Origin of the sequence: Leclercia sp. LSNIH1 (genome assembly GCF_002902985.1) — a bacterium.
In the GTDB taxonomy this organism is placed as follows: Bacteria; Pseudomonadota; Gammaproteobacteria; order Enterobacterales; family Enterobacteriaceae; genus Enterobacter.
This window is the reverse complement of the sequence record NZ_CP026167.1, coordinates 1,354,491-1,371,169: the sequence shown is the minus strand read 5'-3', so window position 1 is coordinate 1,371,169 and position 16,679 is coordinate 1,354,491. Positions and strand designations below refer to the sequence as shown.

At 56.0% G+C, this 16,679-nt stretch carries 14 protein-coding genes; 2 read left to right on the top strand and 12 right to left on the bottom strand.

Features of this window, described 5'->3' with window-relative positions; genetic code table 11:
• Positions 1-6: 6 nt before the first annotated feature.
• The 3 genes from rnr to C2U54_RS06880 all read right to left on the bottom strand — a co-directional run bounded on the left by rnr (position 7) and on the right by C2U54_RS06880 (position 4,411).
• Positions 7-2,448 carry a ribonuclease R gene (gene rnr / locus C2U54_RS06890; RefSeq protein WP_103177971.1) on the bottom strand — a complete coding sequence of 814 codons (2,442 nt, stop codon included), beginning with the start codon at positions 2,446-2,448 and terminating at the stop codon, positions 7-9.
• A gap of 38 nt (positions 2,449-2,486) precedes the next feature.
• Positions 2,487-2,912 (bottom strand): nitric oxide-sensing transcriptional repressor NsrR, encoded by a 426-nt coding sequence (nsrR, locus tag C2U54_RS06885; protein ID WP_032616184.1) that lies wholly within the window; start codon positions 2,910-2,912, stop codon positions 2,487-2,489.
• A gap of 200 nt (positions 2,913-3,112) precedes the next feature.
• The gene (locus C2U54_RS06880; protein WP_039028486.1) at positions 3,113-4,411 is read right to left on the bottom strand and encodes an adenylosuccinate synthase; all 1,299 of its coding nucleotides are present in this window, start codon (positions 4,409-4,411) and stop codon (positions 3,113-3,115) included.
• 360 nt (positions 4,412-4,771) lie between these two features.
• On the opposite strand from C2U54_RS06880, the gene C2U54_RS06875 reads away from it, so the two are divergent.
• Entirely contained in the window at positions 4,772-5,062 is a 291-nt protein-coding gene (locus C2U54_RS06875; protein WP_103177970.1) for a hypothetical protein, read from the top strand.
• A 41-nt stretch (positions 5,063-5,103) separates the two neighbouring features.
• Here the strand turns inward: C2U54_RS06875 and hflC are convergent, their stop codons facing one another.
• From hflC to nnr, 9 genes are all read right to left on the bottom strand, one after another.
• A complete protein-coding gene (gene hflC, locus C2U54_RS06870) occupies positions 5,104-6,105 on the bottom strand; it encodes a protease modulator HflC (RefSeq protein ID WP_103177969.1) in 1,002 nt (333 codons plus the stop codon).
• A gap of 2 nt (positions 6,106-6,107) precedes the next feature.
• On the bottom strand, positions 6,108-7,364 hold the full coding sequence (gene hflK, locus C2U54_RS06865) for an FtsH protease activity modulator HflK (protein ID WP_103177968.1): 1,257 nt from the start codon (positions 7,362-7,364) through the stop codon (positions 6,108-6,110).
• Positions 7,365-7,480: 116 nt separating this feature from the next.
• On the bottom strand, positions 7,481-8,761 hold the full coding sequence (hflX, locus tag C2U54_RS06860) for a ribosome rescue GTPase HflX (RefSeq protein WP_103177967.1): 1,281 nt from the start codon (positions 8,759-8,761) through the stop codon (positions 7,481-7,483).
• 77 nt (positions 8,762-8,838) lie between these two features.
• Positions 8,839-9,147, bottom strand: a complete 309-nt coding sequence (hfq, locus tag C2U54_RS06855; RefSeq protein ID WP_032616179.1) for an RNA chaperone Hfq — start codon at positions 9,145-9,147, stop codon at positions 8,839-8,841.
• 85 nt (positions 9,148-9,232) lie between these two features.
• Positions 9,233-10,183: a tRNA (adenosine(37)-N6)-dimethylallyltransferase MiaA gene (gene miaA / locus C2U54_RS06850; RefSeq protein ID WP_103177966.1), complete on the bottom strand. Its 951-nt coding sequence runs from the start codon at positions 10,181-10,183 to the stop codon at positions 9,233-9,235.
• The gene (mutL, locus tag C2U54_RS06845) at positions 10,176-12,023 is read right to left on the bottom strand and encodes a DNA mismatch repair endonuclease MutL (protein WP_103177965.1); all 1,848 of its coding nucleotides are present in this window, start codon (positions 12,021-12,023) and stop codon (positions 10,176-10,178) included. The genes miaA and mutL overlap by 8 nt, the downstream gene beginning before the upstream one ends.
• A 9-nt stretch (positions 12,024-12,032) precedes the next feature.
• Positions 12,033-13,367 carry an N-acetylmuramoyl-L-alanine amidase AmiB gene (amiB, locus tag C2U54_RS06840; RefSeq protein ID WP_103177964.1) on the bottom strand — a complete coding sequence of 445 codons (1,335 nt, stop codon included), beginning with the start codon at positions 13,365-13,367 and terminating at the stop codon, positions 12,033-12,035.
• A 16-nt stretch (positions 13,368-13,383) separates the two neighbouring features.
• Positions 13,384-13,845, bottom strand: a complete 462-nt coding sequence (gene tsaE / locus C2U54_RS06835; protein WP_103177963.1) for a tRNA (adenosine(37)-N6)-threonylcarbamoyltransferase complex ATPase subunit type 1 TsaE — start codon at positions 13,843-13,845, stop codon at positions 13,384-13,386.
• A complete protein-coding gene (nnr, locus tag C2U54_RS06830; RefSeq protein WP_103177962.1) occupies positions 13,838-15,364 on the bottom strand; it encodes a bifunctional ADP-dependent NAD(P)H-hydrate dehydratase/NAD(P)H-hydrate epimerase in 1,527 nt (508 codons plus the stop codon). Before nnr ends, tsaE begins: the two co-directional genes overlap by 8 nt.
• On the opposite strand from nnr, the gene queG reads away from it, so the two are divergent.
• Positions 15,363-16,502 (top strand): tRNA epoxyqueuosine(34) reductase QueG, encoded by a 1,140-nt coding sequence (gene queG, locus C2U54_RS06825; protein WP_103177961.1) that lies wholly within the window; start codon positions 15,363-15,365, stop codon positions 16,500-16,502. The two genes, nnr and queG, sit on opposite strands and share 2 nt — an antisense overlap.
• Positions 16,503-16,679: the final 177 nt, after the last annotated feature.

Genomic DNA, 16,679 nt, shown 5'->3' with positions numbered 1-16,679 from the left:
GGAGAATTACTCCGCCACTTTTTTCTTTGCCGCGCGCTTCGCTTTGGTCGCCGCAGCTATTTTTTGGGTTTTGGCCGACGGTTTTTTGGCGGCTCTGGCTTCTTTCTTCGCGGCCTTCGGCTTTTGTTTTTTCTCACCACGGAAGGCGCTGTCCGGCTCGAAGTTTACCCGCTTACCGGCCTGACGGCGTTTGCCGCTGGTTTTTCCGGCGGCCCCTCTCTTCGCATTATCCCGCGCGGTTTTACCTACGTTACGTGGCGCGCGTTCGCTGGAGATCAGGCTGAAATCAATCTTACGCTCGTCCATGTTGACGGCTTCGACCTTCACTTCCACGCGATCGCCCAGACGGTAGGTCTGGCCGCTGGACTCGCCGGTCAGGCGCTGCCCAACCTGATCGTAACGGTAGTAGTCGTTATCCAGGGATGAGACATGCACAAGACCATCGATAAAGAGTTCATCAAGGCGTACAAAGAAGCCAAAACCGGTGACGCTGGCAATCACGCCCTTAAAGATGTTCCCGACCTGATCCAGCATAAAGTCACACTTCAGCCAGTCCGCCACGTCGCGCGTCGCTTCATCAGCGCGGCGTTCGGTCATGGAACAGTGTTGGCCCAGCTGCAGTACCTCTTCCATGGAGTAGTGATAACCCCCGGTTTCGGTCGTGTTGCCTTTGTGGCCCTGCTCATGTGCCAGCAGATACTTAATGGCACGGTGCAGTGACAGATCCGGATAACGGCGGATCGGCGAGGTAAAGTGCGCATAAGACTGCAACGCCAGACCAAAGTGGCCGCGGTTCTCAGGATCGTAAATCGCCTGCTTCATGGAACGCAGCAGCATGGTTTGCAGCATTTCCGCGTCAGGGCGATCGCTAATCGATTCCAGCAGCTCGGCGTAATCGCGCGGCTCCGGCTTGTTGCCCCCCGGCAGCTCAAGACCCAGCTCCGCCAGTACGGTACGGAAAGAGGTAATGGCTTCAGTGGTCGGTTTGTCGTGGATACGGAACAGCGCAGGCTCTTTGGCTTTCTCAACGAAGCGTGCCGCGGAGATGTTCGCCAGGATCATGCACTCTTCAATCAGCTTGTGGGCATCGTTACGCTGGGTCTGTTCGATACGCTCAATGCGACGCTCAGCGTTAAAGATGAACTTCGCCTCTTCACTCTCAAATGAGATCCCGCCGCGCTCTTCACGCGCCTGCTCCAGCACTTTATAGAGGTTATGCAGCTCTTCGATGTGCTTCACCAGCGGAGCGTACTGTTCACGCAGATCCCGATCCCCCTGCAGCATATGCCACACTTTCGTATAGGTCAGGCGCGCATGTGAACTCATCACCGCTTCATAGAATTTGTAGCCGGTTAAACGCCCCTTACTGGAGATGGTCATTTCACAAACCATGCAGAGACAGTCAACCTGCGGGTTAAGCGAGCACAGGCCGTTGGAGAGCACTTCCGGCAGCATCGGTACCACCTGGGACGGGAAGTAGACCGAGGTGCCGCGGTTACGCGCTTCGCCATCCAGCGGCGTACCGGTCCGGACGTAATAGCTCACATCGGCAATCGCTACCCACAGACGCCAGCCGCCGCCGCGTTTTTTCTCACAGTAGACGGCGTCATCAAAGTCACGGGCGTCTTCGCCATCAATGGTGACCAGCGGCAGGCTGCGCAGATCCACGCGGCCCGCTTTTGCCGACTCCGGTACCTGCTCTTTCAGCCCTTCAACCTGCTCTTCAACGGCTTTTGGCCAGACGTGGGGGATTTCATGGGTGCGCAGTGCAATATCCACGGCCATGCCGGTGCCCATATTATCGCCCAGCACTTCCACAATCTTACCGACCGCTTTGGTACGACGGGTTGGACGCTGAGTCAGCTCAACCACCACCACAAAGCCCATCCGCGCGCCCATCACCTCCTCAGGCGGAATGAGGATGTCAAAGCTCAGGCGGCTATCATCCGGCACCACAAAACCCACGCCGGCATCCGTGAAGTAGCGGCCTACGATCTGGCTGGTTTTTGGCACCAGCACACGCACAACGCGCGCTTCACGACGCCCTTTGCGGTCTGCACCCAGCGGCTGGGCCAGGATCTGGTCGCCGTGAATGCACATTTTCATCTGTTCAGATGAGAGGTAGAGGTCGTCCTTGCGGCCTTCAACGCGCAGGAAGCCGTAACCATCACGGTGGCCAATTACCATGCCTTTCAGCAGATCGAGACGCTCCGGCAGGGCATAGCATTGACGGCGGGTAAAGACGAGTTGTCCGTCGCGCTCCATTGCGCGAAGGCGGCGGCGAAGGGCTTCAATTTGCTCTTCGCCTTCAATGTTCAGTTCAGCGGCAAGTTCTTCACGGTTGGCAGGTTTTTCACGTTTTGTGAGGTGTTCAATGATGAACTCGCGGCTGGGGATAGGGTTCGCGTATTTTTCGGCTTCGCGTTCCTGGAAAGGATCTTGTGACATAGCGGTTCCTCCGTTGTCATCTCCGGTGGACGTTTTCTTCATTCCACCAGCAATAATTTATATAGCGGTTGATTCTCTTCAACCAAATCGGCCAGCGTGTAGTTATCCAGTTCCATGAGAAAACTTTGCACAGCCTTTGAAAGCGCCTGTTTCAGTCGACAGGCGGGGGTAATGTGGCAGAACGCACTGCTGCAGTTCACCAGAGACAATGGCTCCAGTTCGCGCACCACATCACCAACACGAATACTCTGTGCCGGTTTACCGAGGCGGATGCCGCCATTTTTCCCGCGGACGGCAGCAACGTATCCGGCTCGGCTAAGTTGATTGATTATTTTGACCATATGATTACGGGACACACCGTAGACCTCTGTCACCTCAGAGATACTGGTCATCTGTCCAGCGGGTAACGACGCCATGTAAATCAGCGCACGCAATCCGTAATCGGTGAAGCTTGTTAACTGCACATCAACCTCAGGAAAAGGGTAAAACGCGGTATATCCGCAGAGATATTCATTAATGATGATAAACCAGCCAGATAGTCAACGGCGAATTTATTTAAACTGAAAGGGGGAAGGAGAACGAAAAAGCCGGATGCGCATCGCTTTCCGGCCTGTGATGGGTGTTGTTGGCCCGGCAAGCGTAGCGCCGCCGGGCGAAACCCTCATTATGCGTCGAACGGGTCGCGCAGGATCATGGTTTCAGAACGATCCGGGCCGGTAGAGATGATATCAATCGGCACGCCGGTCAGCTCTTCAATACGCTGGATGTAATCCAGCGCTGCCTGCGGCAGACCGCTACGCTCTTTCACGCCAAAGGTGGTTTCAGACCAGCCTGGCATGGTTTCGTAGATCGGCTCAATGCCCTGCCAGTCGTCAGCGGCCAGTGGAGTGGTGGTCACTTCACGGCCATCCGGCATACGGTAGGCAACACAGATTTTCACCTCTTTCAGACCGTCCAGGACGTCCAGCTTGGTCAGGCAGAAGCCAGACAGGGAGTTGATCTGCACCGCACGGCGCACAGCAACCGCATCCAGCCAGCCGGTACGACGACGACGACCGGTGGTCGCGCCAAACTCGTTACCTTGCTTGCACAGGAACTCGCCGGTTTCATCAAACAGTTCGGTCGGGAACGGACCCGCACCCACGCGAGTGGAGTAAGCTTTGATGATGCCCAGAACGTAATCCACATAACGCGGACCCAGGCCAGAGCCGGTTGCCACGCCACCTGCGGTGGTGTTGGAGGAGGTTACGTATGGATAGGTACCGTGGTCGATATCCAGCAGCGTACCCTGCGCACCTTCGAACATGACGAAATCGCCACGCTTGCGCGCCTGGTCCAGCAGATCGGATACATCAACAACCATACCGGTCAGGATGTCAGCGATCGCCATGACGTCATCCAGCACTTTCTGGTAGTCAACGGCGTCAACTTTGTAGAAGTTCACCAGCTGGAAGTTGTGATATTCCATCACCTCTTTCAGTTTTTCAGCAAAGGTGGCTTTATCGAACAGATCGCCAACACGCAGACCGCGACGGGCGACTTTATCTTCGTAAGCCGGGCCGATACCACGGCCGGTGGTACCGATCGCTTTCGCGCCGCGTGCTTTTTCACGCGCCAGATCCAGCGCAACGTGGTAGTCGAGGATCAGCGGACAGGCTTCAGAGAGCAGCAGACGCTCGCGAACCGGGATGCCACGGTCTTCCAGACCTTTCATCTCTTTCATCAGCGCAGCAGGAGACAGCACAACACCGTTACCGATGATGCTGGTCACATTGTCACGAAGAATGCCTGATGGAATAAGATGGAGGACGGTTTTTTCACCGTTGATTACGAGAGTATGGCCTGCGTTGTGACCACCCTGATAACGTACAACAAACTTAGCACGTTCAGTCAGAAGATCGACGATCTTCCCTTTACCTTCGTCACCCCATTGGGTGCCCAGTACGACGACGTTGTTACCCATTTTTCAAAATCACCGATTGCTTAAAAATGGATTCTACCATCGGTTTTGATGATGTTCAGCTTTTTTTGTATACAAATTTCGGCGAAACGGACTGCTTTATGCGCAGTTAAACGATTACCTCAATATGTTGTGGAGCGAGACGAATCACATCACTAATCATGGCGAAGCACCTGGCAAATTGATGTGAGTTTTTTAACAAAGGCCTTTTATCGGGTTACCGGCGGAGCGGTTATATGATTCCGTATGTGAAGTTAAAAATTCATAAATTCTGGCCTTGCCGCTTATTTTAAAAATTGTCACCCTTTGCCCGCATCTCAAATATGAGTTGTTGTTGTAATTACACTAATTAGGATGATGAAAATGAAAGAATTGACTCTTTTAGAAATTGAAGCTGTAAGCGGCGCGGGCTGGTTGCAGGATGGCATCGCTTCGCTGGGTGGCAAGATCGGTAACTTTGCCTGGACCACCGCAGGCGATCTGCTGAGCGTAGATGTTCCCCTGATCGGTAACATTAACCTTGGGCAAATTGCTCCCACTCTGGGCGAAAAATTAGGTCAATCGGTGGGTTCGACTGTCGGCTATACCATTGAGTCTACGCTGGGATCGCTGCCTGTTATCGGCGGGCTGTTTAGCAAGCTGCTGGGTAATTAAGATAAAAAAATGGCGCCTTATGGCGCCATTTTTAACGCTGCTTATCGTGGTGTCGTAGGCGAGCGCATATAGCGGAAGAAATCGCTATCCGGGCTGAGAACCATAACGTCCTGATTGCTCTGGAAGCTGCTCTCGTAGGCACGCAGGCTACGGATAAAGGCATAGAAATCTGGATCCTGGCTGAAGGCATCCGCAAACAGTTTCGCCGCTTCGGCATCGCCTTCACCACGCAGAATACGGCCCTGACGCTCCGCTTCTGCCAGGGTTTTGGTCACTTCATAGTCTGCGGTTGCACGCAGCTTTTCAGCCTCTTCCTGACCCTGTGAACGATGACGACGGGCTACCGCTTCACGCTCGGCACGCATACGGTTGTAGATCGCCTCAGAGACTTCCGTTGGCAGGTTGATCTGCTTGATACGCACGTCAACCACTTCGATACCCAATGCCGCCATACTGTTCGGGTTGATAACCGCCACTTTACCGTTGGTTTCAGCCTGAACGCGTTCAGCCGCTTTGGCGATGGCATCGTCAGCCGCTGGGGTTGTCACTTCATCTTCCGTGCCGGCAGAACCGGAGTTCAGCGCATCGCGTACTTCAGAGGTCAGACGACCGCGGGAGTCGGTTACGATGTCCCGGACATCCAGACGACCAATCTCAGAACGCAGACGGTCAGAGAACTTACGTTTCAGCAGCACTTCGGCCTGAGAGACGTCGCCGCCGCCGGTTGCCAGGAAGTAACGGCTGAAGTCGCTGATACGCCACTTGATATAGGAGTCAACGATCAGGTCTTTTTTCTCTTTAGTCACGAAACGGTCGGCCTGGTTATCCATCGTCTGGATACGCGCATCAAGCGTTTTCACAGACTGAATAAACGGCACTTTGAAGTGCAGGCCTGGCTCATAAATAACCGGACGCTTGTCGCCGTCACGCACGACGCTGCTGAACTGGAATTTAATCCCACGCTCGCCCTCTTTAACCACAAAAATTGAGGTGTAAAGCACAACCAGCACGATAATAATGATCGCAATTACTGACTTACGCATCGTTATTCCCCCTGACGCTGGTAGTCGTTACGCTGCGCGTTGGCGCGGCGTTGGTCCATGATGTCACCATCGCTTGAAGAAGAGCGGGTGTTTGCGCTGGCGTTTCCGGAAGACGCAGGTGGCAGACGCAGCAGGTTGTTGGCACCACTGTTGTCATTTTTTGTCGCCGGCGCGTTACCGCCTTTCAGCATCTGATCCAGCGGCAGAACCATCAGGTTGCCACCTTTGCTGTCATTGACCAGCACCTTACGGGTATGGCTCAGCACTTTCTCCATGGTTTCGATATAGAGACGCTCACGGGTAATTTCCGGCGCGGCTTTATATTCCGGCAGGATTTTCGCAAAGCGAGCCACCTCACCCTGGGCTTCCAGCACGGTCTGGGTCTTATAGGCTCGCGCCTCTTCCAGAATACGCTGTGCCTGACCGTTCGCACGCGGCTGAACTTCGTTGGTGTAAGCTTCAGCCTCACGGATGTACTGCTGTTCGTTTTCACGGGCAGCAATCGCATCGTCAAACGCCGCTTTGACCTCTTCCGGCGGACGAGCAGCCTGGAAGTTGACGTCCAGCAGGGTGATACCCATGTTATACGGACGAATGGTCTCTTCCAGCTCACGCTGGGTATCGCTACGAATAACGGTACGACCTTCGGTCAGAATGCGGTCCATGGTGTATTTACCGATCACGCCACGCAGGGCGCTGTCGGTCGCCTGACGCAGACTGTCATCGGCGCTGGTCACGCTAAAGAGGTAACGTTCAGGATCGGTCACACGATACTGCACGTTCATCTCAACGCGAACCACGTTTTCGTCTGACGTCAGCATCACGCCGGATGCCGCCAGTTCGCGTACCGATTCAACGTTCACCGCCGTGACGTCATCGATAAAGGTCGGCTTCCAGTTCAGGCCCGGCTCAACCAGATGGCTGAATTTGCCAAAACGGGTGACAACACCGCGCTCGGCTTCTTTGATTGTGTAGAACCCGCTGGCAGCCCAGATAATCACCGCCGCTGCGGCAACAATGCCCACCACACGACCGCCCATATGAGGACGCGGCCCCTGGCCAGTACCGCCGCCAGTGCCTTTACCACCGCCGAGTCCGCCCAGCTTTTTGCTCAGCTTGCGGAAGATATCATCCAGATCGGGTGGCCCCTGCTCGCGACCACCTTTGTTGCCATTTCCCCCGGAGTTGCCGCCTTGATTATTGCTGCTCCCCCACGGGTCGCGGTCTTGTCCGTTATTACCGGGCTGATTCCACGCCATGTATGTGCTCCATATTTGTTATGCGGTGATATACCCTCAAACGCCTGGCATGCCGGAGCATTCGCAGCGGTTCGGGTATCCCAAAGGGCAAAATCCTTCAGGCATCTCCTTTCCGGTCAGACGACGTAGTCGACCAGCGCAGGTTCTTGTTTACAGAGGCGACGCCAGTCGACGATTGGCATACGCACCTGCAACCCCACGCTGCCGTCATCCTCCATCCACTCTTTTTCTATCGCCTGAAGCTGATAAAAACGGCTGCGCAGTCGGCCTTCCTCGGGTGGCAGACGCAGCGTGTGCTGAGCCACTTCACCGGAAAGACGTTCTGTTAAAGCCTGGAAAAGCAGTGGTACACCGACACCGGTCTGCGCAGAAAGCCAGACCCGAATCGGTATGTTCTCTTCATCCCTGTCGATACGCGGTTCGAAATTGTCCAGCATATCGATCTTGTTCATCACCAGCAGCGTCGGGATCTCGTGGGCATCAATCTCTTCCAGCACGATATTCACTGCATCAATATTTTCCTGAACGCGTACATCCGCAGCGTCGATAACGTGCAACAGCAACGTCGCCTGACGGGTCTCCTGCAGGGTGGCTTTAAACGCGGCCACCAGATCGTGCGGCAGATGACGGATAAACCCAACGGTATCCGCCAGCACGGTTTCTCCGACATCCGTCACATCAATGCGGCGCAGCGTCGGATCCAGGGTCGCAAACAGCTGGTCTGCGGCGTAAACCTGGGCCTCAGTAATCTGGTTAAACAGGGTGGATTTACCGGCGTTGGTATAACCGACCAGCGACACCGTCGGGATGTCTGCTTTCTGTCGGGAGCGGCGCCCCTGCTCACGTTGCTTCTCAACTTTTTCCAGCCGAGAGAGGATCTGGGTAATACGGCCACGCAGCAAGCGACGGTCGGTTTCGAGCTGGGTTTCACCCGGGCCGCGCAAACCAATCCCGCCCTTTTGTCGTTCAAGGTGTGTCCAGCCACGCACCAGGCGCGTCGCCAGATGGCGCAACTGCGCCAGCTCAACCTGCAATTTCCCTTCATGGGTACGTGCACGTTGGGCAAAAATGTCTAAAATCAAACCCGTCCGATCGATAACACGACATTCGCACAGACGTTCCAGGTTGCGTTCCTGGGCCGGTGTCAGGGCGTGATCAAACAGCACGACCGATGCGCCAGTCGCTTTTACGGCATCCGCAATCTCTACTGCTTTACCTTCACCAACAAAAAACTTTGGGTGCGGCGCTTTACGGCTACCGGTAATCACCTGCATTGCTTCGACACCGGCGGAAGAGACCAGAGATTCAAACTCCTGGAGATCTTCCATATCTTTGTCTTGCGAAAAATAGATGTGTACCAGCACCGCCTGCTCACCGGCATCGTAACGGTCAAACAAGCGTAAACCTCTCAAAAAAGATCAGCGGGGAACGCAGAAAACCTGGCTCCCCGATATGGAAATAACAGCCAGTAACCTTATTCGGTCTCTTCGCTGTCCTGCGCAGGCGCAGAAGAACCCTGCGCGTTGCTGCCATGATGGTAGTTACTGGAACCGCCGCCAGCGTTATTGCTGTGATGAGATACCGGGCGAGACGGAACAACAGTAGAAATCGCGTGCTTATAAACCATCTGGCTGACCGTGTTTTTCAACAGGATCACGAACTGATCGAAAGATTCAATCTGACCTTGCAGCTTAATACCATTCACCAAATAAATAGAAACTGGAACACGTTCCCGACGCAGTGCGTTCAAGAACGGATCTTGTAAAGATTGCCCCTTAGCCATTCTATCTTTTCCTTATATGCTTGTTTTGTACTTAGAACCTTGCGATTCTGAAAAATTGCGCACGATACGGCTTAATTGTACACATTCAGTCTGCGATATCACCAACAACCTGTAATACATCGTGTAACGCCTGTTGCGGTTTTTCACTGTCTAACCAGTGAACTCCCTCCCAACCGCGCAACCAGGTAATCTGGCGCTTCGCTAACTGTCTCGTGGCGCAAATACCTCGATAAACCATTTCATCATGCGAAATCTCACCTTCAATGTATGACCACATCTGGCGATAACCCACACAACGAATGGAAGGCATATCCGTATGCAAATCTCCACGGGCAAATAGCGCCCGCACTTCTGCTTCAAAATCTGAAGCCAACATCTGATGAAAACGCTGCTCAATTCGCTGATGGAGCAGTTCACGGCTCGCCGGGGCGATGGCGAACTGATGCACCTGATACGGCAGAGCCTCTCCTGACGTTTGCGTCAGTTCCGTTAAAGTTTTACCCGAAATGAAAAAAACTTCCAGTGCCCGGGAAAGCCTTTGCGGATCATTTGGATGAATACGTGCTGCCGCAACCGGATCAATTTCTGCCAGCTGCGCATGCAGTGCGCCCCATCCCTGCTCTGCTGCCTGATGCTCAATCTTTGCTCTAATGGCCGGGTCTGCCGAAGGTAACGGCGACAACCCTTCCAGTAACGCTTTGAAATAGAGCATTGTTCCGCCCACCAGCAGCGGGATACGCCCTGCTGCTGTGATCTCAGCCATATGCGCCAGCGCATCGCGACGAAAATCAGCCGCCGAATAAGCCTGCGCCGGGTCAAGGATGTCCAGCAATCGGTGCGGCGCCGCGCGCAACTCGTCTGCGTTAGGCTTTGCCGTACCAATATCCATCCCCTGATAAATAAGGGCGGAATCAACGCTAATCAACTCTACTGGCAAAACTTTACGTAACTCAATGGCTAACGCGGTTTTACCCGAGGCCGTTGGCCCCATCAAAAATATCGCCTTAGGCAGGCGGGTATTGCTTACATCACTCATTTTTCAGGGCGGCCTTAGCCGTTTGTAAATCAACAGGTTGTAATAAACCACCCGGCGGAGCCTTCACCAACTGCGGGCAGAGGCGTTCAACCTCCGCCAGCACGGTGATAGCCTGCGCCATACTCCACGCTGGGTGATCGCTGGCCAGCTGGCGGGCGATCCACTGTGCAGTATTGGCGGCATCAAACGTTGTCTGCTGCGCCAGGTAGCCTATCAGTTCAGGAATCAAGTTTTGTAAATTTTGTTGGCGTAAGGGTAAAGGCACGGCACGAAGCGTCACATGATGCGATTCCAGCACCATTTCGATACCCATTTCAGCAAGGGCAGCCTGATGACGCTGCACCACCTGCGTCTCCTGCGGCGAGATTTTAATCCGCACCGGGATCAACAGCGGCTGGGCGCAGGCCTGATGGGGACCGGGCGCCAGCTGCGCCTGTTTCAGCCAGCGTTCGGCGACCGGCAGGGATAACAGCGCCAGATGACCGTCCTGCTCAAGCAGCGCGGCATCGGGTGCTATGATGGTCAGCACCCGACCAAAACTCTGGTTATGGCCCATCAGGGCAGGTGCTGTGGGAGCAGCCTCAGCCGTTTTTTGTGCCGGAGCCGGGGTGTCCAGCAAGGTGCGATACACCGCGCCTGCCTGCTTCTGGTAGCCCGGCTGGGCATGTGGATAATTCGCCCCGGACGCCCGGGAAGCTGATCCGCCAGACGAGAAACGCGGTGCGGCAGGTTCCCGCGCCACAGCGGGCTCAGCGAACTGGTTTCTACCCGCCGCGATGCGGTTCTCCGGGATTTGACGCGGCGCAGGCACCTCTTCGCTCAACGGCAGGCTCGGTTCGGCCTGCTGCTGCAATACGCTCAGCACCCCCTGGTAGATGAAGTCATGCACCAGCCGGGACTGGTGAAAACGCACCTCATGTTTCGCCGGATGGACATTGACATCCACCTGATGCGGGTCGATCTCCAGATAGAGCACAAAAGCGGGCTGCTCGCCGGCACCGAGTTTATCCTCGCACGCCTGGCGGATCGCATGGTTGATGAGACGGTCACGCATCATGCGTCCGTTCACGTAGCAATACTGGATCTCTGCAAAAGCCGCGCTGCTCGCTTTCGGATCGGCCACCCAACCACGCAGGGTCAGATCGCCATGCTGCCACTCAATGGCCAGCGCCTTTTCAAGAAATGGCGTGCCGCAGATGGCACCCAACCGGCGCTCTTTCTGCCCGCCCTGCGCCACGGCGCGATACTGGCGCATCATCTTGCCGTTATGGCTCAGATTGATGGTGACATCGAAGCGCGCCAGGGCGATGCGGCGAATAATCTCGTCGATATGGCCAAATTCGGTTTTCTCGGTGCGCATAAACTTGCGCCGCGCGGGGGTGTTGTAGAAGAGATCCAGCACCTCCAGCGTCGTTCCCACCGGATGCGCGGCAGGTTTGACCGTCACGTCCATATCCCGGCCTTCGGCATAAGCCTGCCAGGCCTCCGGCTGTTCCGCCGTGCGGGAGGTGAGCGTTAAGCGGGAGACGGAGCTGATACTGGCCAGCGCTTCGCCGCGGAAACCGAGGCTGATAATGGCTTCGAGATCGTCGAGGGAGGCGATTTTGCTGGTTGCGTGACGAGCCAGCGCCAGCGCCAGCTCCTCTTTTTTGATGCCGCAGCCGTTATCACGGATCCGAATGAGCTTCGCTCCGCCGCGTTCGATATCGATATCAATGCGGGTGGCGCCCGCATCAAGGCTGTTTTCCACCAGCTCTTTCACTACCGACGCAGGTCGTTCTACCACCTCACCGGCGGCGATTTGGTTCGCAAGCTGCGGCGGCAGAACCTGAATCGGCATGATAGCTCCTTAATTGGTCGAGGTTGACTCGCCCGGTAACATGGCGCTGGCGGTCTGCCCCGCGCCACCCTGTGGGGCAGACTGGAGCGGATGCGCATCAAAGTACTTACGCAGGCCTTTATAAATCGCTTCGGCAATCTGCTGCTGGTAGCTGTCACTGGCCAGCAGGCGCTCTTCACCGTTATTACTGATGAAGCCCGTCTCCACGAGAATGGACGGAATATCCGGCGAACGCAGCACGCCGAGGCTGGCATGTTCCGGGCGGCGCTTATGCAGGGAACCGACACTTTGCAGCTGATTCAGGACGTTAGTCGCTACATCATACCCGACACGCTGGGAATGGCCGAACTGTAAATCCAGTACCGCCTGGCTCAGGTAGGGATCCGACTGGCTGTTCGCCAGCACGTCGCCCGCCCCGCCTAACAGCTCGGATTGCTTTTCATGTTCCTCAAGCCAGTTTGCCATTTCGCTGTTGGCGCGACGGTTGGAAAGTACCCATACGGATGCCCCCGTCGCGTTGCGGTTTGGAGCCGCATCGGCATGCACTGAGACCAGGAAATTGGCATTCTGCTGACGCGCCACGTCAGAACGGCCCATGACCGAGATAAAATAGTCACCGTCACGGGTTAACACGCCTTTAAACATCGGGTCGTCGTTCAGCAAGGTCCGCAGCTTACGGGCAATGGCGATGGTCACGTTTTTCTCACGCGTCCCCCCCGGCCCGATGGCGCCAGGGTCATCGCCACCGTGTCCAGCATCGATGGCGATAATAACTTTATCGCCGCTTGCCGGGCGCGCCTGCACCGCGGGGCGGGTCACCGTGTTGCTGCTGGTGACGCTGGTAATACGATCGCTGCCGGATTTAAACGGATTTCGTGCGGGCTCCGAAGGGCGCGGCGCAACGACAGGCTCTTCCACCCGCTTGACCACGACCGGTGGCGGCGGAGGCGGCGGTGGTGCATCGGCGTTGATGGTAAAGACCACCATATAGTTCGCCCCGTTTTGTTGTTTCACCGCCCGGGTCTTGCCGTTTTGCGTTAAATCCACCACCAGACGCAGGGACTGCGCATCTTTTGGCGTACCGGAACGAATGCTGCGCACCAGGTTGTTGCCGCTGAACTGTAACGGCAGCCCCTTGATAACGCCGGTCTGTTTAATATCCAGCGCGACGCTGCGCCTATCGTCCTGCGAAAACGCATACTCAGGATCGCCCATAAAGCTGAAGGTGATCCGGGCCTGAGTGTCTCCGTTGGAAACCTGAATATCGGACAAGGTTGCCGCCCCGACCTGTGCGCAAAACAGCACCGTTGCAGCTATCAGCCAACTTTTAACGCGATTAATCATCCCGTTATCTCTTAACTTAACCGGCTAAACGCGCCAGTATCGAATTTCCTGATGCGGAGAGAGCAGTCACGCGGGCTTCACGCCCTTGCGCCTGATACTCCAGGTGAATTTCAACATCGGGTTCAGGTAAAACACCGGTCCCCTGCTGCGGCCACTCGACCAGGCAAATGGCATCGTTGGCAAAGTAGTCACGGATCCCCATAAATTCCAGCTCTTCAGGATCGGCAAGGCGATAAAGATCGAAGTGGTAGACCATCAGGTTTTCCAGGGTGTAGGGCTCGACCAGCGTGTAGGTCGGGCTTTTCACATTACCCTGATGTCCCAGCGCCTGTAAGAAGCCCCGGCTAAAGGTGGTCTTACCCGCGCCAAGGTCGCCATACAGATAGATGACTGTTGCGCCCTCGCAGGCCTGCGCCACGCGCTGGCCGAGATCTAAAGTTGCTTGTTCGTCGGGTAAAGGGATCACGCGATTAATCATTTTCTACGTCAGTTATTTTCGGGTTAACGACACGCCTTAGCGTGTCAAAAAGATCGGTTGCCAGCATGCCGCGCGTGCCATAGTGGTCAGCCAGCCGATCGGCAGCTGCACCATGCGCGACGCAGCCTGCGCAGGCGGCATCATAAAGCGCCAGTTTCTGTCCAAGCAACGCGCCAATAATACCGGAAAGCACGTCGCCCATGCCGCCGCTCGCCATTCCGGCATTGCCGACATCCACGATGCCTGTCTCTCCGCTCTCGCTGGCGACGACGGTACCGGCGCCTTTCAACACCACAACACCACCGTAACGTTTTACCAGACGCTGGGCAGAATGTAAGCGATCGCTTTCAATTTCTGCAACGCTACAGTTAAGCAGCCGCGCGGCCTCGCCGGGGTGCGGCGTCAGGATGCGATTGTGACGTTTATCCGGATTGATTGCCAGAAGGTTCAGCGCGTCAGCGTCCCATAGCATCGCATGGCGAAAGTTTTCGACCTTGCGTAGTGCCTCCTTCCCCCACGGCTCCTGACCGAGACCGGGGCCAATCACCACCACATCGGCCCATTGCAGACTGTCATCCAGCGCCTTCGGCGTCAGTTCATGCACCATCAGTTCAGGCCGGGCGGTAACGATCGGGGCAATATTTTCGCGGCGGGTCAGGACGCGCACCAGCCCAGCCCCCGTGCGCAGTGCCGCTTCGCCGGTCATGCGAATAGCGCCCGCTGTGCCATGGTCGCCGCCGATAATCACCAGCCGGCCATGATCGCCCTTATGGGAAGTTGGACGGCGTGGCGGCAACCACTGCGCCAGATGCGAGGCATCAAAGCGGGTGATGGCGGTCTCCTGCCCGGCGAGCCAGCCCTCCAGCCCAAGCGCGTGATGATGCAACGTGCCCACCACATCGCGCGCTTTACCGGTCAACAGGCCCGGTTTAAGGGCAATAAACGTCACCGTATGGTCGGCATTTATGACCGCGCCTGGCGTGGTGCCCGTCTGAGCAACCAGCCCGGAGGGAATATCCAGCGCAACGATGGGGGCCGCATGCTGGTTAGCGTGGGCGATCAATCCGGCGACCTCGTCGCGAGGCGCGCTGCGCAAACCTGTTCCCAGAAGGCCGTCAACGATGAGGTCGATGCCTTCCGGCCAGGGGGTATCCGCAGCGTGGATAATCCCTGCCGCATCCAGCCAGGCTTGCCGCGCGTCTGTGGCCTCTTCCGGAAGCGGTTTGTCGCTCTCTGTCGCCAGCAGCGTAACGGTAATGCCTGCGGCAATCGCCAGCCGGGCGACAACATAGCCATCACCGCCGTTATTGCCATGACCGCACAGGATGAGCCAGTGGCGGGATTGCGGGTAAGCGGTACGGGCAACGGTGAACGCTGCCTCACCCGCACGCCGCATCAGTTCATAAAGGGTAATGCCCAGACTGTCTGCCGCCTCTTTTTCGGCGCGCCGCAGGTCGTCCGCGGGCCAGACAGAGTGTGGTATACTTGCGGGGTTTTTCTTCACAGTATGGTCCGTCATGTCACAGCCCCTCGATCTCAATCAGTTAGCGCAAAACATTAAACAGTGGGGCGCTGAGCTTGGTTTTCAACACGTGGGTATCACCGATACCGATCTCTCTGCCAGCGAGCCCAAACTGCAGGCATGGCTGGATAATCAATACCACGGCGAGATGGAGTGGATGGCGCGTCACGGCATGATGCGCGCCCGCCCGCATGAACTGTTGCCGGGAACCCTGCGCGTGATCAGCGTGCGTATGAACTACCTTCCCACCGGAGCCGCTTTTGCCAGTACGCTGAAGAACCCCTCTCTGGGGTATGTCAGCCGTTATGCCCTGGGGCGTGACTATCATAAACTGTTGCGTAACCGGCTCAAAAAGCTTGGGGAAATGATTCAGGAGCAGTGCGCCACGCTGAATTTTAGACCTTTTGTCGATTCTGCGCCTGTTCTTGAGCGCCCGCTGGCGGAAAAAGCCGGGCTCGGCTGGACAGGTAAGCACTCACTTATCCTCAGCCGCGACGCCGGGTCGTTCTTCTTCCTCGGAGAACTGCTGATTGATCTTCCCCTGCCGGTGGATAAGCCGGTCGAAGAAGGCTGTGGCCGCTGTGTGGCCTGTATGACCATCTGCCCTACCGGTGCCATTGTCGAGCCTTATACCGTCGATGCCCGCCGCTGCATCTCCTACCTGACCATTGAACTGGAAGGGGCGATCCCGGAAGAGTTTCGGCCGTTAATCGGCAATCGCATTTACGGCTGCGATGATTGTCAGCTGATCTGCCCGTGGAATCGTTATTCACAGCTAACGGAAGAGGACGACTTCAGCCCGCGCAAGGCGTTACACGCGCCGCCGCTGACAGAGCTGTTTGCCTGGAGCGAAGCCTGGTTCTTGAAAGTGACGGAAGGATCGGCGATTCGCCGTATTGGTCACCTGCGCTGGTTGCGTAATATCGCCGTTGCGCTGGGAAATGCCCCCTGGGATGAAGCCAATCTCCGGGCGCTGGAAAGTCGCCGAGGTGAGCACCCACTTCTCGATGAACACATAGAGTGGGCGGTTGCGCAGCAAATCGCCAAACGAAATGCCTGCGTGGTTGAGGTGCAATCTCCGCAGAAACTCAGGCTGGTAAGGGTCGTCGAAAAAGGGCTTCCGAGAGATGCATGATGTTTCCACAGCCTGTGAATAAAAATTAAAAGGCAGAGAGAGTCTGGTTCTGGCTATTGGTCAAGTGTTCGAGCTAACATTTTGAAATGAAATTTTCTTTATAAATTTCAATACATTAAAACGTTACTATTCATCAGGCGAAGTTTCTGAATATTCGGTAAAAAGAGATTAACCTGT

Excerpts from the sequence above, each read along its gene's own strand:
- rnr (WP_103177971.1), bottom strand. The coding sequence starts at position 2,448 with ATGTCACAAGATCCTTTCCAGGAACGCGAAGCCGAAAAATACGCGAAC.
- C2U54_RS06880 (WP_039028486.1), bottom strand. The coding sequence starts at position 4,411 with ATGGGTAACAACGTCGTCGTACTGGGCACCCAATGGGGTGACGAAGGT.
- C2U54_RS06875 (WP_103177970.1), top strand. The coding sequence starts at position 4,772 with ATGAAAGAATTGACTCTTTTAGAAATTGAAGCTGTAAGCGGCGCGGGC.
- hflC (WP_103177969.1), bottom strand. The coding sequence starts at position 6,105 with ATGCGTAAGTCAGTAATTGCGATCATTATTATCGTGCTGGTTGTGCTT.
- hflK (WP_103177968.1), bottom strand. The coding sequence starts at position 7,364 with ATGGCGTGGAATCAGCCCGGTAATAACGGACAAGACCGCGACCCGTGG.
- hfq (WP_032616179.1), bottom strand. The coding sequence starts at position 9,147 with ATGGCTAAGGGGCAATCTTTACAAGATCCGTTCTTGAACGCACTGCGT.
- miaA (WP_103177966.1), bottom strand. The coding sequence starts at position 10,183 with ATGAGTGATGTAAGCAATACCCGCCTGCCTAAGGCGATATTTTTGATG.
- mutL (WP_103177965.1), bottom strand. The coding sequence starts at position 12,023 with ATGCCGATTCAGGTTCTGCCGCCGCAGCTTGCGAACCAAATCGCCGCC.
- amiB (WP_103177964.1), bottom strand. The coding sequence starts at position 13,367 with ATGATTAATCGCGTTAAAAGTTGGCTGATAGCTGCAACGGTGCTGTTT.
- tsaE (WP_103177963.1), bottom strand. The coding sequence starts at position 13,845 with ATGATTAATCGCGTGATCCCTTTACCCGACGAACAAGCAACTTTAGAT.
- queG (WP_103177961.1), top strand. The coding sequence starts at position 15,363 with ATGTCACAGCCCCTCGATCTCAATCAGTTAGCGCAAAACATTAAACAG.
- nnr (WP_103177962.1), bottom strand. The coding sequence starts at position 15,364 with ATGACGGACCATACTGTGAAGAAAAACCCCGCAAGTATACCACACTCT.